The 22,343-nt window shown below is 59.4% G+C and carries 22 protein-coding genes, 1 tRNA gene, 1 pseudogene and 1 riboswitch; of the genes and pseudogenes, 19 read left to right on the forward strand and 5 right to left on the reverse strand.

The window, feature by feature from the left end; all coding sequences use genetic code 11:
• The 5 genes from G463_RS0112060 to G463_RS0112085 form a co-directional block, all read left to right on the forward strand.
• Positions 1–239, forward strand: a 239-nt coding sequence (locus G463_RS0112060; protein WP_156900191.1) for a transposase, incomplete at its 5' end; no start/stop codon positions are given.
• Between the two features lie 286 nt (positions 240–525).
• A complete protein-coding gene (locus G463_RS20210; protein ID WP_051322256.1) occupies positions 526–1,356 on the forward strand; it encodes an EAL domain-containing protein in 831 nt (276 codons plus the stop codon).
• Between the two features lie 113 nt (positions 1,357–1,469).
• Positions 1,470–2,651: an enoyl-ACP reductase FabV gene (fabV, locus tag G463_RS0112070; protein WP_026975375.1), complete on the forward strand. Its 1,182-nt coding sequence runs from the start codon at positions 1,470–1,472 to the stop codon at positions 2,649–2,651.
• 115 nt (positions 2,652–2,766) lie between these two features.
• Positions 2,767–3,234 (forward strand): low molecular weight protein-tyrosine-phosphatase, encoded by a 468-nt coding sequence (locus G463_RS0112080; RefSeq protein WP_026975376.1) that lies wholly within the window; start codon positions 2,767–2,769, stop codon positions 3,232–3,234.
• A 160-nt stretch (positions 3,235–3,394) separates the two neighbouring features.
• The gene (locus G463_RS0112085) at positions 3,395–4,003 is read left to right on the forward strand and encodes a YiiX/YebB-like N1pC/P60 family cysteine hydrolase (protein WP_084171614.1); all 609 of its coding nucleotides are present in this window, start codon (positions 3,395–3,397) and stop codon (positions 4,001–4,003) included.
• Between the two features lie 394 nt (positions 4,004–4,397).
• Here G463_RS0112085 and G463_RS20215 read toward each other — a convergent pair whose 3' ends face one another.
• On the reverse strand, positions 4,398–5,297 hold the full coding sequence (locus tag G463_RS20215; protein ID WP_035487135.1) for a CPBP family glutamic-type intramembrane protease: 900 nt from the start codon (positions 5,295–5,297) through the stop codon (positions 4,398–4,400).
• A 274-nt stretch (positions 5,298–5,571) separates the two neighbouring features.
• Between G463_RS20215 and G463_RS0112095 the strand changes: the two genes are divergently transcribed.
• From G463_RS0112095 to G463_RS22360, 9 genes and pseudogenes are all read left to right on the forward strand, one after another.
• A complete protein-coding gene (locus G463_RS0112095) occupies positions 5,572–6,345 on the forward strand; it encodes an SDR family oxidoreductase (protein ID WP_026975378.1) in 774 nt (257 codons plus the stop codon).
• 24 nt (positions 6,346–6,369) lie between these two features.
• The gene (locus tag G463_RS0112100) at positions 6,370–7,572 is read left to right on the forward strand and encodes an acyl-CoA dehydrogenase family protein (RefSeq protein ID WP_026975379.1); all 1,203 of its coding nucleotides are present in this window, start codon (positions 6,370–6,372) and stop codon (positions 7,570–7,572) included.
• 45 nt (positions 7,573–7,617) lie between these two features.
• The gene (locus G463_RS0112105) at positions 7,618–8,667 is read left to right on the forward strand and encodes a phosphotransferase family protein (protein ID WP_026975380.1); all 1,050 of its coding nucleotides are present in this window, start codon (positions 7,618–7,620) and stop codon (positions 8,665–8,667) included.
• A gap of 134 nt (positions 8,668–8,801) precedes the next feature.
• Complete coding sequence (locus G463_RS0112110; RefSeq protein ID WP_026975381.1) at positions 8,802–9,146, forward strand: YojF family protein; 345 nt, start codon at positions 8,802–8,804, stop codon at positions 9,144–9,146.
• 15 nt (positions 9,147–9,161) lie between these two features.
• Positions 9,162–9,836, forward strand: a complete 675-nt coding sequence (gene bshB2 / locus G463_RS0112115; RefSeq protein ID WP_026975382.1) for a bacillithiol biosynthesis deacetylase BshB2 — start codon at positions 9,162–9,164, stop codon at positions 9,834–9,836.
• Between the two features lie 154 nt (positions 9,837–9,990).
• A complete protein-coding gene (locus tag G463_RS0112120) occupies positions 9,991–10,902 on the forward strand; it encodes a DMT family transporter (protein WP_026975383.1) in 912 nt (303 codons plus the stop codon).
• A gap of 114 nt (positions 10,903–11,016) precedes the next feature.
• A complete protein-coding gene (locus G463_RS20220; RefSeq protein ID WP_084171618.1) occupies positions 11,017–12,147 on the forward strand; it encodes a G1 family glutamic endopeptidase in 1,131 nt (376 codons plus the stop codon).
• A gap of 351 nt (positions 12,148–12,498) precedes the next feature.
• A pseudogene (locus G463_RS24050) lies at positions 12,499–12,543 on the forward strand (hypothetical protein); the annotation flags it as partial.
• Between the two features lie 6 nt (positions 12,544–12,549).
• Positions 12,550–12,744, forward strand: a complete 195-nt coding sequence (locus tag G463_RS22360) for a hypothetical protein (protein WP_245575901.1) — start codon at positions 12,550–12,552, stop codon at positions 12,742–12,744.
• A gap of 113 nt (positions 12,745–12,857) precedes the next feature.
• On the opposite strand, the gene pheA is transcribed toward G463_RS22360, so the two are convergent.
• Positions 12,858–13,706, reverse strand: a complete 849-nt coding sequence (gene pheA, locus G463_RS0112135; protein WP_026975385.1) for a prephenate dehydratase — start codon at positions 13,704–13,706, stop codon at positions 12,858–12,860.
• A gap of 176 nt (positions 13,707–13,882) precedes the next feature.
• On the opposite strand from pheA, the gene G463_RS0112140 reads away from it, so the two are divergent.
• The 3 genes from G463_RS0112140 (at position 13,883) to G463_RS0112155 (ending at position 15,418) form a co-directional block, all read left to right on the forward strand.
• On the forward strand, positions 13,883–14,368 hold the full coding sequence (locus tag G463_RS0112140) for a nitroreductase family protein (RefSeq protein WP_026975386.1): 486 nt from the start codon (positions 13,883–13,885) through the stop codon (positions 14,366–14,368).
• Positions 14,369–14,604: 236 nt separating this feature from the next.
• Positions 14,605–15,291, forward strand: a complete 687-nt coding sequence (locus G463_RS0112150) for an MgtC/SapB family protein (RefSeq protein ID WP_026975387.1) — start codon at positions 14,605–14,607, stop codon at positions 15,289–15,291.
• Positions 15,292–15,343: 52 nt separating this feature from the next.
• Positions 15,344–15,418: transfer RNA gene (locus G463_RS0112155), tRNA-Gln, on the forward strand.
• A 3-nt stretch (positions 15,419–15,421) separates the two neighbouring features.
• Here the strand turns inward: G463_RS0112155 and G463_RS0112160 are convergent.
• On the reverse strand, positions 15,422–16,384 hold the full coding sequence (locus G463_RS0112160) for a LysR family transcriptional regulator (RefSeq protein WP_026975388.1): 963 nt from the start codon (positions 16,382–16,384) through the stop codon (positions 15,422–15,424).
• 117 nt (positions 16,385–16,501) lie between these two features.
• Here G463_RS0112160 and G463_RS0112165 point away from each other — a divergent pair, with 117 nt between their 5' ends.
• Complete coding sequence (locus G463_RS0112165; RefSeq protein ID WP_026975389.1) at positions 16,502–17,284, forward strand: class I SAM-dependent methyltransferase; 783 nt, start codon at positions 16,502–16,504, stop codon at positions 17,282–17,284.
• A gap of 129 nt (positions 17,285–17,413) precedes the next feature.
• Here G463_RS0112165 and serC read toward each other — a convergent pair whose 3' ends face one another.
• Both serC and serA read right to left on the reverse strand, forming a co-directional pair.
• On the reverse strand, positions 17,414–18,517 hold the full coding sequence (serC, locus tag G463_RS0112170; protein WP_245575900.1) for a 3-phosphoserine/phosphohydroxythreonine transaminase: 1,104 nt from the start codon (positions 18,515–18,517) through the stop codon (positions 17,414–17,416).
• A gap of 16 nt (positions 18,518–18,533) precedes the next feature.
• The gene (gene serA, locus G463_RS0112175) at positions 18,534–20,135 is read right to left on the reverse strand and encodes a phosphoglycerate dehydrogenase (RefSeq protein ID WP_026975391.1); all 1,602 of its coding nucleotides are present in this window, start codon (positions 20,133–20,135) and stop codon (positions 18,534–18,536) included.
• A 37-nt stretch (positions 20,136–20,172) separates the two neighbouring features.
• Positions 20,173–20,258, reverse strand: a riboswitch (ZMP/ZTP riboswitch).
• 175 nt (positions 20,259–20,433) lie between these two features.
• Between serA and G463_RS0112180 the strand changes: the two genes are divergently transcribed.
• On the forward strand, positions 20,434–22,239 hold the full coding sequence (locus G463_RS0112180; RefSeq protein ID WP_156900193.1) for a hypothetical protein: 1,806 nt from the start codon (positions 20,434–20,436) through the stop codon (positions 22,237–22,239).
• The last annotated feature ends 104 nt before the right edge of the window (positions 22,240–22,343 follow it).

Raw genomic sequence — 22,343 nt, forward strand, 5'->3', positions numbered from 1 at the left:
CGTATACACCGAAGCAACGGATGGCACGCAAGCTGATGACCAAGCGTGGACGAGCGATATACGCCAAGCGCAAGGTGATTATCGAGCCTGTGTACGGCCACATCAAGGCATGCATGGGATTCATTCGCTTGTCCCTGCGTGGGCTTGCCAAAGTACAAGGAGAGTGGTCATTGGTGGCCATGTGTCACAACCTATTGAAGATATTCCGGAATGGATGGTCGAGGTTGGCGACCATGTGAGTCCTTGCATCGGGGGCGAGACAGCACGGAGTAAGTACAACCGCACGCGGGATGCCTAGAATTCACCACTTAGATTCAAAGATACCAACGGTGTAGAGCATGTCCTTTGGTCGATTACTCGGACACGCTCCTAGAACACTTCGAAATATTGGAGTGGGCCGAAAGGTGCATTGCCTTTCGGTCCCATTTTTTACGATATGTTTACCAGTTGTTTAAGTAGGTTTTATGGAGCCGTTGTACACTGCGGATACAGTACGTGGCAAGCGCCACGAAAGGGGACGTTTCAATGACGACACCATACAGTTCCGCCCCGATGGAAACGACACCCACCCCGCTGATGTCGGCGGCGGATTGCGGCGACACGCAGTTACAGGAATCGTTTGTGCACATTCTAGAAGAGGGACTCGTAACACCGCAGTACCAACCGATTGTCAACCTGGTGAACGATGGGCTGGTCGGTTGGGAGGGGCTCATCCGGGGACCGAAGGACACGGCGCTCGAGTCGCCGCTGGCCTTGTTTGCGTTGGCAGAACGGTTGGGACATCTTCGTGATTTGGAGCGCTTGTGCAGAGAGCGCACGATTGCCGGTGCCGATCTTCAGCCGCAGGAGAAGCTGTTTCTCAACATACATCCCAGGACGCTGACGGATCCGACCTTTCGTGAAGGGGAGACGCGGACGCTGATTGAGACAAGGCAGCTTCGGGCTGACCGCATCGTGTTTGAAATTACGGAACACCAGGCGATTGACGACTACGCGCTGCTGCGTCGAGTGGTCAACCATTATCGGAAGCAGGGGTATCAAATTGCGTTGGACGACACGGGGGCCGGCTACTCCGGATTGGTGACGCTGATGGAAGTCAAACCGGATGTCGTCAAAATTGATATGAATCTGATTCGGCGATTGCATGAAGACCAGACCAAGCAGGATATTGTACGGGCCATTTGCCAGGTGTCCTCGGGTTTCGGCGCCGTGGTCATCGCGGAAGGCATTGAGACGCCGGAAGAGTTGGCGGCGGTTCGTCGCTGTGGGGTTCCTTATGGGCAGGGCTATTTGTTGGGGGTACCGACGCATCGGTGTCGGGTGCAGCCGCTGGACCCTCCAGGTCTCTTCGGCTGACTTCCGCGCGTGAACTTGCTTGCAGGATATAGTAGACTGGTGAGGAGAGATGCTGGATTGTCCTGTGTTGGGACAACCTCCTTGGCATCCGCGGATGTGGAAGGAGAAAGTCCATGGTCATTCAACCCAAAGTTCGAGGATTCATCTGCACCACCGCGCATCCGGTCGGCTGTGCAAAGCACGTTCAAGAGCAGATTGATTACGTGAAGTCGCAGCCTCGTGTGGAAGGACCAAAGAAGGTTCTGGTCATTGGTTCGTCCACCGGCTACGGCCTGGCGTCGCGAATTGCTGCTGCCTTCGGCAGTGGTGCGGCAACCCTCGGTGTGTGTTTTGAAAAGCCGGCGTCGGACAATCGGACGGCGACGGCGGGATGGTACAACACGGCCGCGTTCCACGAGGCGGCGAAGGCGGCGGGATTGTACGCCAAGACCATCAATGGTGACGCATTTTCCGATGCAATCAAGCAGGAAGTCATCGACATCATCCGCAGCGACCTGGGGCAGGTTGACCTGGTGATTTACAGTCTGGCCTCACCGCGGCGCACGCATCCGCGCACCGGAGAAACGTTCAGTTCGGTGCTCAAACCCATCGGGAAACCGTTCACCGACAAGACCGTCAATTTCCACACGGGCCAGGTTTCCGAGGTTTCTCTGGAACCGGCGACGGATGAGGAAATTCGGCAAACGGTCGCCGTCATGGGCGGAGAGGACTGGGACATGTGGATGCACGCGCTGAACGAGGCGGGTGTGCTTGCGGACGGGGTGATGACCGTCGCGTACTCGTACATTGGCCCCGAACTCACCAAGGCCGTGTACCGGGACGGAACCATCGGCAGGGCCAAAGACGACCTGGAAGCGACGGCACACGCGTTGACCGACTACCTGAAGACGCGCGGCGGTCGGGCGTTCGTCTCGGTGAACAAGGCGGTGGTCACGCAATCCAGTTCGGCCATCCCCGTGGTGCCGCTGTACATGTCTCTCTTGTTCCGCGTCATGAAGGACAAAGGCCTGCATGAAGGATGCGCCGAACAAATGTATCGACTGTTCGCGCAGCGATTGTACGGCCAGAACGAGATTCCGGTGGATGAGGCGGGGCGGATTCGTCTTGATGACTGGGAAATGAAGGAAGATGTTCAGGCGGAGGTTCGGTCGCTGTGGACGCAGGTGACGACCGAGAACCTGTTGGCGCTGACCGACATCGAAGGGTACCGTTCCGAGTTCATGAAGCTGTTCGGATTCGGCCTGGCTGGGGTGGATTACGCGGCGGATGTCAATCCGGACGTTCCGTTCGCGTAAATTTCCTCGGTGTGGATGGGATGCGGCGGCTGCAGAGATGCAGCCGCTGTTTTGCTGACCGGCAGATGAAAGCGCAATTCGCCGATGACACGCTGGAAGAGAGGGGGTGTCACCATTGATCCGAGTCCTCTTTGTCTGCTTGGGCAATATCTGCCGTTCTCCGATGGCGGAGGCGGTGTTTCGGAAACAGGTTCAGGACGCTGGGCTCGCGGATGCCATCGCGGTGGACTCCGCAGGGATTGGCGGCTGGCACGCGGGAGAGCGCCCACACCGGGGCACGCTCGCCGTTCTCGCGGCGCACGGCGTGGACGCAAGCGGCCTGTGTGCGAGACAGGTGACGCCGGTGGACATCCGGAATTTTGACTACATCGTTGCCATGGATGAAGAAAACCTGGACGGTCTGGAACGCCTGGGCGCCCGCGTCGGCGAGCGGGTGTTCCGACTGTTGGACATCGTGCCGGACAGTCCTATGCAGAATGTGCCCGATCCGTACTACTCCGGCAACTTCGACCTGGTCTATGACCTGGTCGAGCGGGGGTGCGCGGCGCTGCTGCAAAAAATTCGGCAGGAGCACGGTTTGTAATCTGGTCATTGTGGTTTTCGGCGCCCATTCTCGCCATCGCCGCGCACGCCGCGAAGCGCCTCTCGTCCGGCCAATGCCGTCGCCGTGGCTTGCCCGCATGGACGAACGGCCTGTCGCACAGACTGTGCATAAAACCGGATGAGCGGGGGGAGCACAGGCGATGAGGCGGTGTCGGCGTTGGTGGGTGACAGCGTTCTGTGGAATCGCGATGGGAATGCTCGCATCTCGGAGCGCCCTCATTCAGCCGGGGGTTGCAACGGAAGTTGAATCGTGGGCCAAAGAGTTGTCCCGGGGCCACCTGACCGGTGATTTCCCGGGGCATCCCCATTGGTACATCCATCCTCAGCAGCTTCAGCCGGGCGATATTCTGCTCTGCCACAATCCGAATGGAGCGTACGGGTATTGGACGCACGCCGTGCTGTACGTCGGCGACGATCGTGTGGTGGATGCGTTCGATGTGGAACACGGCACCATCTATCAACCGTTGACCTGGTACCAGCGGTATTCGGAAGTCGCGGCCTTTCGCTGTCCGCCCCCCCGTATTCAGGGGGCGCGCCTGGTGGAATTGGCGCGGCGGGAGGTGGGGAAACCGTACGATCCGTTCGCCGGCCTGGCGGACAGCCGCAGTGAATACTGCAGCAAATTGGTCTGGCGGGTGTATCATGCCGCGGGCGCCGACCTTTGTGCGGAAAAACCCTGGGTGTTGCCGGATGACATTGCGCACAGTGCGCACTTGCGTTGCGTGGCGCACTGGGGGAGCGCCTCGTGACAAAGAATGTGCACGGAGTGCTGCACACCGCGCTCCGATGCTATGGTACGTATCTGCTTTTGAGCGCGGGGTCGCTGGCCGCTTTCAATCATCCTTGGCTGCAGCGGGGAATGGTGAGTGTGTGGATGTTTGGCTGGGCGTGGGCTGCGGTTCGGAGGGGTAAGGAGCGCCAGCCCATCCGCGACTGGGCCGTGGCCATGGTCTGCTTCCTCTCGCCGGGGCTGATATTGGACGTGGCATCGTGCACAGGCGTGTTCGGCAGCGCCGAACTTCTTGAATTCTGGTATCATCCGTTTGTTCCCATACTGGAATGGTTGCAGGGACGATGGGGGAAACCTGTCGCTGTTCTATACGTCCCTGCGCCTGCTTCCTGTGGTTTGGCTCGCGCTGTCTATCATTCTGTGGGCTCGACTTGCGCGGAAGGCAGCGCAGGCCGAACTTTGGCCAGCAGCACGAGAAAACCCGGAACCGCCACCGCGAGCAGAACCAGAGCCGTGATGACGAGATACGGTCCAACCACCGAATACAGGTTGCTGATGGCCAGAAAGTCGTACGTGTAGTGTATCAACACGGCCACCAGGAAGCGACGGGTGAGAATGGCCGCCAACGCGAGCAGTGCCCCCATGATTCCCAGAACGATGAACGACCAGGCCTTGTATGAAGAGAACTCCTGGTAATGCGCCAATCCAAAGACGAGTGAACTGGCGGCCACCGCGCCGACCAGAGATAGCGTCCGAAACCTCGCTGAAGTCGCCCATTTGGCGGCGGCTGCCCATTTGACCCCCATCAGCAGCACCACAATCATGGACCACCGCCAGTACTCCTCCAGACAACCGAGGAAGGCGATGCCGGCGGCCGCCCACACGTTCAGGTCCTGCGAGGGAATGCCGATGTCCTGATCCGATGAAAAGGAGGGCAACAGGTAGTCCACGAGACTGGAAAACCCGCCCGTCAACGCCAGCCAGATGATGACAAACACGCCGTAGCGCATCACGGGCAGCGCGATTCTATACATCTTCAGCAAGCCCGGGGAAACCGGCGCGGGGTTCGCCGACACCGGTTTGAGCTGCTGATGACCACTGGCGATCCGCGTCATAAACGTCCGCGTCAACAGGAAAATGGAAGCGATGAATACGACAACCAGCAGTGCCCCGGCGGATATATCGTTTGCTTCCACCGACGCGGGGGCGATGCTGGTGATGGCGATATCAAACCCCAGAAAAGCCATGAACACGACCTGCCACACAGGGATATCCTGAGTGAGGCGTCGCGCCATGTCATGCCACAGTTTCAAACAAGTCACCTCGTAAATTGGTCTTGAAATCATTCCTCTGACAAACATAAAGGAATCCCCGGACGCTGTCCATGCCCTGCACGCCCCATATTTGTCTGCTTCGCCGCATAAATTGAGGTGGGGAGAGCAGGAAAGCGAGCGTTCGAAGTGAATTCCATAAGTGTTGACTAAATTCTTAACAGATTGAAATTTTGTTTCAACCAATCGGTCGGTAGTCTTTGTCATGTCCATTCGGTGGTACGTCCGGTGACCACCAAAGGCAGAGGTGAAACGAATGAATGTGTTTGAACTGTTTCGGCTGGATGGTAAAGTCGCGCTGATCACCGGCGGTGGTCGAGGACTCGGCAAGCAAATTGCCCAGGCTTACGCGGAAGCGGGCGCCGACCTGGTGCTCTGCTCGCGGCGCGTGGAGAACTGTGAACAGGTGAAGAAGGAACTCGAAGCCACCGGAGTCCGGGCGCTGGCGCTGCCCCTGGATCTGACGCGGCCCGAGTCGGTCAAAGCAGCGGTGGCCAAAACCCTGGAGCACTTCGGAAGGGTGGATATCCTGGTCAACAACGGCGGCGCATCTTGGGGACACCCGGCGGTGGATATGCCCTACGAGGCGTGGATGAAGGTGTTGCAGACCAATCTGACCGGGACGTTCCTGATGTCGCAGGAGGTGGGCCGGTTCATGATGCAAAACGGCGGGGGGAAAATCATCAACATCGCCTCGGTGGCCGGGCTGCGCGGATCTGACGAGCGCGTGCTGGACGCGGTCGGCTACAGCGCGAGCAAGGGCGGCGTCATCAGCCTCACCCGGGATTTGGCCATTAAGTGGGCCAAGCACAACATTTATGTCAATGCCATCGCTCCCGGCTTCTTCCCGACGAAGATGACGAAAGGCGTACTGGAACATGCGGAGCGCGAGATTGTCAATAATACGCCGCTGCGCCGCATCGGGGGAGAGCGAGATCTGCAGGGGGCCGCGCTGTATTTCGCGTCCGCAGCATCCGATTACACCACCGGACAGGTGCTCGCCGTCGACGGCGGTACCACCGCGCGGTGACGATGGAAAGGGGCTCTGCGGCGTATGGACTTCGAATTTTCGGATAGAGTGAAAGCGCTTCAGGAAAAACTCACACGGTTTATGGAAGAGGTCGTGTACCCGAACGAGCCGGTCTATCGCGAGCAGCTGAACGCTGGGCCGACGCGTTTTGCCGAACCGCCCATCATGAAGGAGATGCAGGCCAAGGCTAAGGCGGCGGGCCTGTGGAACCTGTTTCTTCCCGATGAGCGTTGGGGACCGGGCCTGAGCCATCTCGAATACGCGCCGCTCTGCGAAATCATGGGCCGGTCAGAGATTGCGCCCTTGGTGTTCAACTGTAACGCGCCGGATACGGGGAACATGGAGGTGCTGGTACAGTACGGCACGCCGGAGCAACAGGAGATGTGGTTGAAACCGTTGTTGAACGGCGAGATCAGATCGGCGTTTTGCATGACGGAGCCGGATGTGGCTTCCTCTGACGCCACCAACATTCGCGCCAGCATTGTGCGCGATGGCGACGAGTACGTGATCAATGGCCGCAAGTGGTGGTCCTCGGGGGCAGCCCATCCGGACTGCAAAATCGCGATTGTCATGGGATTGAGCAATCCGGATGCGCCCGTCCATGAGCGCCAGTCCATGATTTTGGTGCCGTTGGACACGCCGGGTGTGAAGGTGGAGCGGATCCTCACGGTGTTTGGCTACGACGACGCCCCGCACGGTCACGCCGAAGTGGTCTTTGACCATGTGCGCGTACCGGCGAAGAACATTCTCTGGGGAGAGGGCAAGGGCTTCGCCATCGCTCAGGGGCGGCTCGGACCCGGGAGAATTCACCATTGTATGCGAGCCATCGGGGCTGCGGAGCGCGCGCTCGACTACATGGTCAAACGGGCCAAGGAGCGGATTGCGTTCGGCCAACCGTTGGCAGACCAGGGGGTCATTCAAACGTGGATTGCCGATTCCCGGATTGAAATTGAGCAGGCTCGACTGTTGGTGCTGAAGGCGGCGTACATGATGGACATCGTCGGCAACAAGGCGGCGCGCAAAGAGATTGCCATGATCAAGGTGGTGGCGCCGAGCATGGCGCTGCGCGTGATTGATCGGGCCATCCAGGTTCACGGTGCGGCCGGAGTCAGCGGCGATTTTCCACTGGCCGCGATGTGGGCGTCCCATCGCACGCTGCGGTTGGCCGACGGGCCGGATGAGGTGCACCGCCGCTCCATTGCGCGGTTGGAATTGCGCGAGCATTGAGCAGACCGTGGGTGTAACAAACGGGGAAGGAGGCGGGCGATCAGAATGGGCGTGAATGAGACACGACCGGTGCGGCCAGGCGAGGAACTGCCGGCGGAAAGGCTGGCCAGCTACCTGCGCGACCACGTGCCGGATTATCCGGGGGGTGCGGTGCAGATTGCGCAGTTTTCCGCCGGGCATTCGAATCTCACCTACCTGCTTCAATGCGGCGACTGGGAGGCGGTGCTGCGGCGCCCACCGCACGGGCCCGTACCGCCGAAGGCACATGATATGGCGCGTGAGCATCGCTGGCTGCAGGCGGTGCACCCGGTGTTTCCATTGGCGCCGAAGCCCTATGTGTACTGCGATCAGCCTGAAGTGCTCGGCGCTCCGTTCTTTGTGATGGAACGCCGTTCCGGTATCGTGGTGGATCGGTCGTGGCCGGATGCCTATCCGGAGACACCCGAGGCCGCGCGGGCGTTGGCGGAAGCACTCATTGACACACTGGTCGCACTGCACGCGGTGGATTACTCGGCCACGGCGGTGGTCGACATGGTTCGTCCGGAAGGCTACCTGGAGCGGCAGGTCACCGGGCTCGTCCAACGTTATCAGCGGGCCCAAACGCACGACAATCCGTTGGCGCTCAAGGTGGGGCAGTGGATGGTGAATCATCTTCCGAAATCTCCCACGCCCACGCTGATTCACAACGATCTCAAGCTGAACAACATGCTGTTCGCACCAACGGATCCAGGGCGGCCTGTCGCTGTGCTGGACTGGGAGATGTCCACGGTCGGTGACCCGCTGTCGGACTTTGCGATACTGCTGAGTTATTGGTGTGAACCGGACGATCCGCCGCTCTTTCGGCAGCTGATCTCCCCGCTGACCACGCGGCCGGGGTTTCCGAACCGAGACGCGCTGATTCAAACGTACGCTTGCAAATCCGGACGGGACGTGTCACAGATGAGGTACTACATGGTGTTCGGCTACTTCAAAGCGGCCGTCATCTGTCAGCAGATTTTCTATCGGTACGCCAAGGGTCAGACGGACGATGAGCGCTTCTCCCAACTGGGTGCAGCGGCCGACGGCCTGGTGGAACGCGCCTTCGCGCTCCTCTGACCTCTTCACAGGCCATGACCAGAGGTCGCCTCGGTGGCGGTCTTTCTGGCGTGGTCTGCTTGCGTCCTCCGTCGCGATGGCCGATACTAAGAAGGCAGAGTTGCCGTGTGCAAACTGCGGAGGAGGGAGAGCGTATGGGCCCGATTCAAAAGGAAGACGTACAACGCGCGATTGAGCGCTTTGTCGGCAAGAATGTGTATTTGCACCTGGAAACGACGAACGGCGCGTACGCAGCCCGCCAAGGCATGATGGCGGTGTGTGCCTACATACGGAACGGTCTCGTTTCCTTTCACCGGGGTGTCATCACCGGGGATGGTCCTTATCGTGTGGGCTTGAAGATGGACAACGGATGGATCTACGGAGAAGGGCTCACGGATTACGAAATTGACGACGCCGGTCGGCTGCTCCTCGCGGGGCATGATTCGGAGGGGCGTCTGGCCATCGCGCTGCAGTTGAGTGAAACACCATTTCCGATGTGAGGGGAGGCGTACGGGATGGAAGAACGTCATGTGTTGGCGGTGTATCCCCATCCTGACGATGAGACCTTTGGCAAAGCCGGAACCATTGCGCTGTACACCCAAGCCGGCGTGCCTGTCACCCTGATCTGCGGCACGCTGGGGCAGATGGGCCGCAACATGGGCAAGCCGTTTTTTGCAACCCGGGAGACTCTGCCCATCATTCGGGAGCAGGAACTGCGAAACGCGTGCTCCATTCTGGGCATTCAAGATCTGCGGCTATTGGGGCTGCGCGATAAAACAGTGGAGTTCGAAGACCCGGAGGAACTGGCGGACAAGATCTTCGCGGTGATCCAAGAAGTCAATCCGTCCGTGATTCTCACCTACTATCCGGAGTACGGCGTGCATCCGGATCACAATGCGATGTCCGCGGCCACCGTGCTTGCAGTGAAACGCCTGCCTCGGGAAGCGCGGCCCAAAATCTATGCATCGCCCATTGTGGACAACCCGCGCAAGCTGTTTGGCCCACCGGATGTGGTCTTTGACGTGACACCGGTGCTGGACATCAAGCTTGCGGCCATCCGTGCCCATCGCTCCCAGTCGGAGGCGATGATGGCGCGTTGGGAGAAGGAGGCCGAGGCCAGCCCGGAAGCGCGAAAGCGTTGGGAACAGTGGATGGGGACAGAGCAGTACTGGATCTATCCCGTGGATTGACCGAGACATCGCATATCCCGCAGCCCGCCCTGAATCCGGGGCGGGCTGCATCACGTTCGCACCGGAGTTGGGGCCATTGCATGGCATGCATGTCTACCGCTGGACAACCGGTCATACAGTGTGATGAACGCTGTGTCCAGAGGGGGGAATGGTCATGCCGGGCGAATTGACCGCGCTGCTGTGCGCACTCTGCTATGCCCTGACCTATATATTTCTCAACAAGGCCCAGGCCGACGGGCAAACGGTGGACGATGGGCTGCTGCCAGTGCTGGTGGTGAGCGTGATGACCTTGGGCGGGGCGTTTGCCATGCAGCGGGCATTGTCGGGAGCACCGTTGGATCTGCTGCGGGTTGGCTATCGCCCCGTTCTGTACTGTGCGGCCGGCGCGCTGCTGGCGACGTTTCTCGGGCGTTTGTGCCTGTTTGCCGCGATTAGCCAATTGGGAGCCACCCGCAGCGTCGTGATCAAATCGCTGGCACCCGCGGTGACGGTGATCTTGGCAGTGGTATTCCTCGGAGAGTCTCCGGATTTGGACGATTGGTTGGGATTTATTTTGCTCGGCGGCAGCATCGTGCTGCTGGTATTGGAGAAAGTCTGGACGCGTGATGAACGCTTGCTGGAGAGCGTGACCGCGCGCGGCATTGCATTGGCGCTGTTGTCCGCCGGGCTGCAGGGAGGCGGACACATCATGCGCAAACTCGCTGTCAGCCAGGCGGATACGCTGCCGCCGCTGCTGGCTTCGGCGTTTGAGGTGTTGTTTGCGCTGGCGTTCTACGTCATCTACCTCATGTTTCGCGGGCGCCTGGTTGCCTATGCACGATTTTATCTACGCCGTTTCAACCTGTATCTGTTGGCGGCCGGGGTTGTATCGTCCACCGCCGTGCTCCTGTTTTTTTCCGCCTCGCGCACTGTCCCCGTTTCCACCGTGGCCGTTTTGGTCGGCCTGCAGCCAGTGGTGGTGGTGGTGGTCTCATCCATATTCTTCCGAGGCCTCGAACGCATCACCTGGTTGACCTATGTGTACGTACTGTGTATGGTGGTTGGTGTGACCATCCTGGTGCGCTAACTCCACAATTTTTCCACATTCTATTCATGCTCGCTTCAAATCTGTTTGCGAAAATAGAGTCGAACATGGCCGGGAGAAGATGCACACCGGCAGAGCGGTGAGGAGGCGTTCGGCATGGCCAAGAAGCGACGCACCATTCCAACGTTAGCGTTGGTGCTGTGCGCGGGTGTTGGAGGATACGTGGTTTGGCACGGGCAAAGCGGTGAAGCGACGCCCGCTGTGGGCAGCGAACATACATCTGGACAGCAAGACTACACATTGACATTCAATCATCGACATGATCTCGGATCCGCGTACGGTGTTGGGACAACCAGCAGCAACGCGCAAGGATGGTACGGATGGACGGGAGCATCCGGCGCTGGCGCAGGGGCGACGGTCCAGCCGGATCCGACTGCGGCGGAGCAGCCGAGTGACGGTACGAGCTCGACCACCTCGCTGCCGCAGGGCACGCAGGCGTCCGGGAACTGGGCAGGTTACATCACCGAGCCCACCGGCGGACAGCGCTATACCAGTGTGTCCGGTAGCTGGACGGTCCCGAACATCAGCGGCAGTCAAAATGGCATCGCTGCGCAATGGATTGGACTTGGAGGCGTTTCTTCCCAGGATCTCTTGCAGATGGGCACCATTGAGCAGTACGTGAACGGGACGGTTGAAGCGGACGTGTTCTGGGAAAAGCTCCCCGCCGCGGCACAGAACATCATGACCGTTCCTGTGGGTTCCAAGATCAACGCCAAAATCAGCAAAGCGTCCGGTAGTACGTGGGACGTGACCTTTACGGCCACCACACCTTCCGGACAAACGCTCTCGAAAACCATTCCCGTTCAATTGAGCGCCAGCTATGCGGCCAACATCGGTACTTCAGCGGAGTGGATCAGCGAAGATCCCTCGACTGAACAAAATCGGCTGTATCCGTTGGCCAACTCCGGTACGGTTCAGTTCACCTCCGCGCTGGTCGATGGTCAGCCCATCTCGGCGACGGGCAATCAGGTGGAACCGGTGGCGCTGGTCGACAGCAGTGGCGACGTCCTGATTGCGCCATCCGCATTGGGCAGTGACGGTGCGTCGTTCACCACCACGACGCTGAGCACGGGATCGGCGAACTCGCCGTACAGCCAAATCGGACGCCGCAGAGGCGGCATGGGGCACGGCGGAGGTTGGCGCGAGACGGTCGGTTGGACCGGGTATGGCAGTTACAGTGTCGGAAACTCCTACGTCGAAGTCACCGTGGGTGGCGGCTGGCGCTGAATGGGATGGCTGGCGAGACGTATGACCGTCCGCACTTTGATGCAGGGATGATGAGGCTTCGGTCGCGGGCTCATCACATCGAAAGAACAGGTGCGTCATTCTGGCGCACCTGTTTTTGTAGTAGTACGCCCGGCCTGGGCGGTTCTCTATAGGGTGAAAGTCCCGAACGGGGGGGTGGCGACACACCTACCGTTAGCCAATAGCAAGGGTGCCCATCGCGAGGTGGGATCTGAAGACCAGCTATGTGATGTCAAGTCCATCATCGAGTTTTAAGAACATTGAAGGGAAGTGATGTTTTAGGGTGTAGTTTAGTAAGCCTGTGCAAGGGTGGCGTACTTTCGAATCGCAGAGATGAAAGGGCATTGCGAGCGGTTTGATGCGTGGATTCGACGACGCCTTCGGATGTGCATCTGGAAGCAGTGGAAAAAGGTACGAACCCGAATGCGGGAACTGCGAGCCTTCAACCAACCGGACTGGATCGCATTCATGATGGCAAACTCACGTTGGGGACCTTGGGAAATGGCGAAGAACCTGAACAACGCCATGGACGAGGCGTATTTTGAACGGCTTGGGTTGAAAAGTTTGCAGGAGAGGTAATTTCAACTTCGTAGTGCTTTATGAACCGCCGTATGCGGACCCGCATGTACGGTGGTGTGAGAGGTCGGGGGCTAGGCGCCCCCTCCTACTCGATCTTGGCCGCGTATGTTAGATCACACGTCGCCGTTGGAGGCATGCGCCCACTTCCACGCCGGGAAGGTGCCAACAATTCGCACCTGGTGGTCGAACGTGCGCAGAATGGAAATGGCTTTCTGCATCTTCGGGTCTTCGAGACCCGCCTCCACGTCGAATGCGAATTGATAGGTGCCGAGCCGCGTCTTGGTCGGGCGAGAGGAAATCCAGGACAGGTTCAAGTGGAACGCCGCGAACACGTTCAGGATGGTGGCCAAGATACCGGCGTATTCGGCGCACGGAAGCACCAGCAGCATGGTTTTATCCGCGTTGGCGGGAATAACCTGGCCTTTGCGGACGATGACGAAACGGGTGTGGTTGTTGTCCGCGTCCTGAATCTGTTCATGGAGAATGGACAGGCCAAACGTTTTGGCCGCGAACGCGGAGGCGATGGCGGCCACATCCGTGCGGCCGCTGGCGACAATTTCTTTCGCGGCCGCAGCGGTGCTTGAAAAGTGTCGGGTCGGAAAGCCGTGGCGATGGAGGAATTGGCGGCATTGGGCCAAGGCGGGGGGAATGGACCATATCTCCCGAACGTCGGCGAGATTCGTTTCCGGGAGCCCCAGCAGCATCTGTTGGACCGGAAGGACAAATTCACCGCACACAAACAGCTCGGGCGCTGCAAAGATTCCGTCCAACGCCACTGTGACGGAGCCATCGATGGAATTTTCGATGGGCACCATGCCGTATGTCACATCGCCGCGCTGCACAGCTTCCAGCACATCGGGGATGGTCTGGCAAACGGTCCACGTCACCTCCTCACGCGCAAAATAGCGCATGGCGGCTTCTTCGCTGAAGGTGCCGTGGGGGCCAAGATAGGCAACATGCATGGTCATTCCTCCTCGTACCGTGCGGGCATGGGGGACCAATCAACCAGAATTGGCCGGCATAACGCCGTGAACTGCCGATCCGGCGGACATTGGGTAGTGCAATTCGTCGACGACGTCTGGAATCCCTGCTCCTGATGGAAGGATACGCTACAATATTGGGGAAAGGAGTGCAATGGATGGCTGAGATTGAACAGTTGGTCGTAGAGCGCAGGCACATCAAACAGTTCGCGGATCGACCGGTGGATGAGAGCGAGCTGCTGTGCTGGCTGGATGCGGCCGCGCACGCACCGAATCATCGGATGACGCAGCCGTGGGAGGTCATCTTTGTAGGCCCGGAAACGCGCGCCCGGTTGAACCACCCCGCCAATTTTGGAGAAGCGCCGGTGGTGATGGCCGTACTGTCGAAGGCGCCGGAGCTGGCGATGGAGCGGGACGAAAACCTGATTGCCACCGCCTGCTTCATCCAGAATTTCTCATTGATTGCGTGGTCGCACGGCGTGGGTGTCCGATGGACGTCCATTGGTTGGAAAGCATCTGTGCATGAAGCGCTCGGGGTTTCGGACGACTGGGACGTGATTGTCCTTGGCGTAGGCTATCCGGCGGAAGTGCCCGCGCCGAAGCCGCGGACGCCGATGGCCGAAAAAGTTCGGACGCTGCCGTGAAGCCCGGTGCGAGAAGGTTTGGCCGCCCTGCGCGGGCGGCCCAGAGGGGGAGGGACCGGTTTGCTTCGCATTGCCAGTTTTGCGGCGCTGGTGATCCTCATGTTCGTCGCTGGCATGTTGGTCGCCCGTTGGCTTCACGGTTGAGACGAGGGACTTTTTGCGCCGATGTCCTTCCGGTATTCTGATAACAAACGAGCACAGCGGGGACGGATTCTGTGCACCGGGGGGAAAGCCGCATGTTTCATCACGATGTGCTGAAAATCGTGGTCGCCGCATTGCTCGGAATTCTCGTGGGACTCGAGCGGGAATTGAAACGCAAGCCGCTCGGGCTGAAAACGTGCCTCGTGATTTCCGTGACCAGTTGCCTGTTGACCATTGTGTCCATCGATGCGGCCATGGCGACCAACGCGATGACGAATGGCGTGTTCCGCGCGGATCCCATGCGGCTGGCCGCGCAGATTGTCAGCGGTATCGGGTTTCTCGGCGCAGGTGTCATCCTCCGCAAGAACAACGAAGTCATCTCCGGTCTGACCACCGCCGCCATGGTCTGGGCTTCCTCTGGGCTCGGCATCGCCGTCGGCGCCGGGTACTACGTGGATGCGGTGACGGGGCTGCTGCTGATTATCGTCAGCGTGGACCTCGTCCCCTTTGTCCTCAGGCGGGTGGGACCACGGGTGCTGAACGAAAAGGAAGTGGAGATTCACCTGGTGGTCGAACGACACGTGACGTTGTCGGACATTCTCACTGCGGTTCAGGTGTTGGAGGCGAAGGTGGAACGAATTCGCACCAACAAGGTGGCGGACGGGACCAAGGAACTGAAGTTGACTTGCATCGTCCATGTGTCGGTGCCGCTGATGGAGCTCTACAGTTCTCTTGAAGCGCTCGATGGTGTGGTGAGCATGTCCACCACGCTGATTCACTGAGACTTGACAGCGTCCCATTCCGCGTGGTAATGTACTACCTGCGCGCCGCTGATGGGGAGTAGCCAAGCGGTAAGGCAACGGACTTTGACTCCGTCATGCGAAGGTTCGATCCCTTCCTCCCCAGCCACGATTACTTCGGCGCGCTTTCTTTATGCCATTCGAAAGTGCCTCCCAACGCATTCGGTCCAGCTTCTCGGCACACATCCACAAAGGCGCGTGCGGACAGGCTCAAATACCTCTTCTTTCGAAAGATGAACGCCAGCGTTCGCGTTGGACGGTCCGCCAGATCACAATACAGCGGTCGGGGTTCGCTGGGCCTTCGCACCATGTGAGGAATCAGCGTCACCCCGAGTCCGTGGGCGACCAGTGACTGTGCCATCTCAATGCTGCTGGTTTCAAACGCTATGTGCGGCTGAAAACCGGCCTTTGCACACAATTCCAATACGGTGCGACGAAATCCGTACCCTGATTTGAGGAGAATAAAGGGCATTCGGGAACAGTCGGTCAATGGTACGGGTTTACGAATGTTTCCGTCTTCGTTGAGGCAGTTCTCCAAGATTCCCATCCACGATGTCTGCTCAGGTGGCAACGCGAGCAGAATCGGTTCAGTCAACAGAGGCTCTGTGGTCAGTCTGGGATCTTCCACGGGCAGTGGCAGAATGGATAAATCCGTCATACCTTTCGCCGTCAATTCCACGAGAGCCGTGGGGGACTCTTCCACGAAGCGTACCTGCACCTCGGGGTAGCGACGCTGAAAGGCCCGCAGCAGAGGTGGCAGCACATGTTCCCCCGTGATGGCCGGAGTTCCAATGGACAGCTGGCCGCCCATGCCCTGGCTTCGTTCCTGCATTTCTCGTACGAGATCCTCCTGCAGGCTGACGATGTGTTCCGCTTTCTCCAGGAAGTGTCTGCCCTCAGGAGTGGCCGCCACGGACCGCCGCTGCCGGTAAAACAACGTCAGACCCAGTTCCTGTTCCAGTTTTGCGATTTGCTGGCTGAGAGACGGTTGCGCCACGCGCAACGCGGCTGCCGCCCGGGTAAAACTTTGTTGTCGATGAACTTCCAATGCGTACTTCATCCAGCGAATATCCAACTGCATCACATCCATAGGAGAAATCTATTGTAAGTATACATTTCATATCTTGGACGAATGAATCTCTTCTGTATATTCTCAAAACAACGGGAGATTTTCGCGACTGGAGGAGAGGGCATGGAGAGTGCGAGGAAGGATTCTGTACGACGGCAGTTCAGTCAAAATGCGGGGGATTATCGAGATGAGCCCGTGTTCGCTGAGGGCGAGGACTTGAGACGTATGGTTGAGTCGGTCGCTTTGCACGGCACGGAAACGCTGCTCGACGTCGGCGCAGGCGCGGGGCACACCGCGCTCGCCTTCGCGCCGCATGTCAGGGAGTGTGTGGGTTGTGATCTGACGGAGCAGATGGTCGATGTTGCAAACCAGTTTGCAAGGCAAAAACAAATCGAGAACGTGCGCTTCGTCGTAGGTGACGCGGAGGATTTACACTTCAAAGACGCCTCGTTCGACCTGGTCACGTGCCGATTTGCCGCTCACCACTTTCCAGCAGTGTCCAAGGCTCTGGCCGAAATTTCGCGGGTTCTCAAACCGGGCGGGACATTTCTTTTGGTTGACCACTATGCGCCCGAAGACGACGAATTGGATGCATTCGTGAATACGCTGGATCGGATGAGGGATCCGTCGCACGTTCGGGAACATCGCCTGTCGGAGTACAGAGATTGGTTCCTTGAGGTGGGGTTGTCTTACCGCGAAGTGTCTCGATGGGATATCCGGTTGGCGTTTGACAACTGGGTGCAGCGGGCGCGGACGCCGTTGCCGATGCGCCAGCGGTTGGTTGAGCATCTTCAGTCAGCGTCGCCCGCATGCAAGGAGACATTCAGCGTAACGCTGGATGACGCTGGCCTGCCGGTGTCGTTTTGCCTCAAATGCGCGTTGATCCACGGTGTGAAAGGGGCATGAACGGGCATAACGGGAACGATGGTGTTATCCGTCGCTTTCTCGACAGGATCATCTGACCCATTCCCATCCACGAGAAAGCCGGGCGTGCAATGGTTACACCATGGGTACGCCCGGCCTGAATTCCTCAAATCAGCTGTGCCGTTTGCGGAAGGCGCGCATCAACTCGGCCAGTGCCGCACAGGATTCCACGGTTACGGCGTTGTAGAGGGAAGCGCGAAAACCGCCGACGGAACGGTGCCCGGATAGTCCCTTCAAGCCAGCATCGTTGGCCGCTGCCAGAAACGTCGGTTCAAGGTCCCGGTTGGCCAACCGGAACGTGACGTTCATCAGAGAGCGGTCTTCCTTTCGGACGACGCCTTCGTAAAATCCGTCGCTTTCGTCAATGGCGTCGTACAGCAGCTTGGCTTTCTCTTCCGCCCGTTTCGCCATGGCCGGCACTCCGCCTTCCGTTTCCACCCACGCCAGCACCCGTTCCACCGCGTGCACCGCGAACACCGGCGGCGTGTTGTACTTCGAATCGTTCTTCAGGTGCACGCCGTACTGAAGAATCTTTGGCACGTTCGGACTGGCTTCTTCCACCCAGTCCTTTCGCACAATGACCACCGTGACGCCGGCCGGCCCCAGGTTCTTCTGGGCGCCGGCATAAATCAGGTGGAACTGGTCCACGGGAATGGGGCGAGACAGAATGTCGCTCGACATGTCCGCCACGAGCGGCGCCGACAAGTGAGGAAACGTTTTCCACTGCGATCCGACGATGGTTTCGTTGCTGGTGATGTGAATATACGCGTCGTCGGCAGATACCACGTTCTCCGGCAGCACCGGAAGCTGCCGCCATTCGTGCGGCTTGCCGGTGGCAGCCACGCGGGCCGCGCCCACACGGACGGCTTCGTCGTAGGCTTTCTCCGACCACTGTCCGGTGAGAATGTACCCGGCGGTACGGCCCTCCGGGAGAAAATTCATCGGCACCATGGCGAACTGCAGGCTTGCGCCCCCTTGCAGGAACAACACCTCGTGGGTATCCGGAATGTTCAGCAGGCGGCGCAGGCGCTGCTTGGCCGTTTCCTGTATCTGTTCATACGCCTTGCTCCGGTGGCTGATTTCGAGCACCGACAGTCCCACTGTGGTCAGTTCCACTGCGTCGCGCCCCAACGCTTCCAGCACCGGTTGTGGCAGAGGGCTCGGGCCCGCTCCGAAATAGTGTTTTTGCTTCTGATCCGTCTGTTGTACGGTCACCATACTCACCTCCGACTCATAATTCGATGGACCTGACCTGAAGCACGTCCGGCATGTTTCGGACCAGGGTCACGATGTTTTCCGGAATCGGTTTGTCCACACTCAACAGCATCACCGCTTCGCCGCCCTGTTGGTGGCGTCCCACCTGCATCCCCGCGATGTTGATGTCGGCGTCGCCGAGGAGGGTACCGATTTTTCCAATCATGCCGGGCCGGTCGCGGTGCATGGTGTACAGCAGGTTGCCGGTGGGTGCGACGTCAATCCGGTATCCGTCCACCTCCACGATTTTCGGGCCAAAGCCGTTGTACAGGGTGCCCGCCACCGTATGCTGCTCCACGGGCGTGGCTGCGGTCACGGAAATCATGTTGGTGAACACCTTGCTCGCCTGCCGAACCTCGCGCACCGTGATACCTTTTTCTTTGGCAATCACCATGGCGTTGATGAAGTTCACCTCGTCGGCGTAGGCGGACGCCAGCAAGCCTTTGAGAATCGTGCGGGTGAGCAGGGAGATATCCTGATTCGCAATTTCCCCCGAATATGCGATTTCCACCTGGGCGGCCGACTGCGGCAACAGCTGTCCGACCAGGCGTCCCAGCTGTTCACCGAGGACGAGGTACGGTTGGAGATACTGTTTTTGTTCTTCTGTGAGGGAGGGCAGGTTGACGGCGTTGCGGAACGGTTTGTCGGTCAGGATGTTGACAATCTCCTCCGCCACCGCCACTGCCACCAGCGATTGCGCTTCCACCGTGGACGCGCCGAGATGGGGGGTGAGGATGACGTTGTCGAACTGGCGCAGCGGATGCTCCGCCGGCAGGGGTTCGGTCTCAAACACGTCCAGCGCCGCGCCGGCCACCTTGCCGGTCTGCAGTGCCTCCACGAGGGCTAGTTCATCAATGATGCCGCCGCGGGCGCAGTTGACAATGCGGACGCCAGGCTTCATCTTCTCGAACGCCGCAGCGTTGAGCAGATGGTGCGTTTCTTTGACGAGCGGTGTGTGCACGGTGATGAAGTCGCCTTCGGTGATGGCTTCATCCAACGACACGCGGCGAATTCCGAGGGTGCGGGCGCGCTCCTCGGTGAGGTACGGATCGTAACCAATCACATTCATTTGGAAGGCGAGGGCGCGTTTGGCGACCTCGGTGCCGATGCGGCCCATGCCGACGACGGCGAGTGTCTTGCCTCGCAGCTCCACACCGACAAACTTGCCGCGGGTCCACTTGCCCTGGCGGACGGATGCGTACGCCTGCGGGATGTGGCGGGACAGAGCCAGGAGCATGGCCACGGTGTGTTCCGCCGCTGAAATCGTGTTTCCATCCGGAGCGTTGACCACGACCACGCCGCGCCGCGTGGCGGCACCGACATCAATATTGTCGACCCCGACGCCTGCGCGTCCAATCACTTTGAGTTGACTGCCCGCAGCAATCACCGCCTCGGTCACCTGCGTCTGCGAGCGGACCAGCAAAGCGTCGGCGGATTGAATCTCGTCCAACAGCTCAGATTCCGAGAGCCCGGTCCGGACAGTGATGTCGATGGATTCCAAACTGCGCAGTACGGCCAGACCTTCTTCGGCAATTTCGTCCGTGACCAGGACTTTCACAGATGATTCCTCCTTTTGCATAAACGCTGGTGGATACACAAAACCTGGGCGCTCCAGAAAACGGGGCCCAGGCGGTCGGCGTTCCAGCGTTTTGCACTCCCCGAGGGTGCTCCCTCTTCGTTTCCGCCAGTCGTGCAAAACGTAAATGTTCTGAAGGTTTATGGTTGATTATAAGACTAGTCTGCCTCTCACGGCGTGTCAAGAGGTTCTGTGTCGGTCCGTCTCCGGAATGATATGGCATGCGCGAATTCGTCACAGAATTGACGGATTTCGCAGCCTGTCCCCGCCATGCAGTTGATTCGAAATGACGGGATAACGCATGATTAGGTTGACTGTGCTGTCGGTGATGGAAGCGCTGCGGCGCTTTGCAGATTATGAAGTCAATGGAGCGTGCACCATGGGGACTCGTCGTTCGTCGGGATGTGCCCGACCTGGATTGCTATGGCTGGGCTGCGGCCTCTACCTGTTATTGGCGGTGATCATCGCGAGCCGCGCCCTTCTTGATCCATTTCATCGTTTTCTCGGGGGGCCTGGGGATCCACAGCAGTTCATGTGGTATCTTCGGTGGTTCTGGCATGCCGTCCTGCACGGCTTGAACCCGTTTGAGACGCGTGGTCTAAACGCGCCGCAGGGACAGAATCTGATGTGGAACACATCGATTCTCGCGTTGTCGGCGGGATTCGGTTGGCTGACGTCCGTGGTGAACGCCACGTTTCTCTACAATGCGTTGTGGATAGTGAACTTTGTCCTCGCGGGATGGATTGGGCAGCGTACGCTGGCGCTGTTGTCCGTTCGTCCGTGGCTGACGGTGGTGGGCGGCGTCCTCACCACGATGCTGCCGTATGAGACGGCGCAATCACTGTTCCATATCCATCTCTGGTTCACCGCCATTCCGCTCGCGCTCACCTGGATGCTGGTGGCGGGCGTGGTGCGAGGCATTGCGCATCCGTGGCGGTACGGGTTTCTGCTGGGTGTCCTGGCCAGCCTGCTGTTCTACACGTCGCTGGAAGTGTTCGTCACGTATCTGCTGCTGACGCTGCTGTTCGTCTTCATCCACATGGTCACAGGAGGTTCCGCCCGATCCGCCCTTCTGTGCTGGTGGCGTTGGCCGTCGGTGCTCATCGCCGGCGCTGTGCTGATGGGACTGGCGCTGCCAGGGTTGTATGCCCTGTTCTTTGGAGTGGACAGGCCCGTGGGGCATCTCCTCCCGCAGGATGTGTACGTGAATGATCTGTGGAACTTTCTGCTGCCGACTTCGGTCTACGCATTGCATACGCCCCAGTCGGTGGCGGTGTCTCTTCGCTATACCGGGAACTTCTGGGAGAATGACGGATATCTCGGCTTGGCATGCATCGTTCTCCTGCTGGCCGGGCTTCGCGTCTGGTGGCGATGGCCGTTCGCCCGCAGCGCGTGGCTCACGGCCGTGGTGACGATGGTGCTGTCCCTCGGACCGCATCTGCACGTGGCGGGACATCGGACCGATATTTGGCTCCCCTGGAGTCTGTTCCAGCACATTCCGTTCATCGACAGCGCCATTCCCTCGCGGCTCATGCTGTACGGAGACCTGTTGGTGGTCGCTCTGCTGGTGGTCGGTGCGGAGTGGTACCTGCGGCAGGGGGAAGAGGGATGGCGCAAAGTTTGGACCACAGTGGCGCTGGTTGCCGTGATGGTCACCTGGTTTCCGGACGTCCCGTATCCAACCACCGCCACCCCGGCCGCGGCGGCGGCGCTGTCGTCGAATACCGGAGTTCGCCAGGCGGTGCTCGGCCTGCCAACCTACGTTCTGACGAAGGATGCGTCGGTCGTGATGCAGGCGGACGCGGAATCCGGCTTTGTGTTTCCCATGGTGAATCCGTATGGGTACACGGCGAACACGGCGCATCGTCAGGCGGCGCTGCATCAGCTGTCTCGGCTCGCCCGCGAACCCCTCACCACAATCCAGGCCGTGCAGATCCTGCGGCAGGGGCTGCCGGGGCTGGGGGCGGATAGACTGCTGTACTACCCTGTGTTGGACGGGGAGCACCTCTCCGCAGACGTGGTTCAGGCATTGGATATCGTCTGCGGGCCGCCGATGGCGTCAGCCGCTGGCGCCACGGTGTGGCAGGTCCCGAGAAACATACGATAGCACGATGATTCGGCGACGCATCATCGAAGGAACGGCCAGGGGCGGCGCGCTGAGCCGTTCTTTCGTGGAAAAGGTGTATAATGGGGCGTGCATTTTGCCGAAAC

This window comes from Alicyclobacillus contaminans DSM 17975 (genome assembly GCF_000429525.1).
GTDB lineage: Bacteria > Bacillota > Bacilli > Alicyclobacillales > Alicyclobacillaceae > Alicyclobacillus_A > Alicyclobacillus_A contaminans.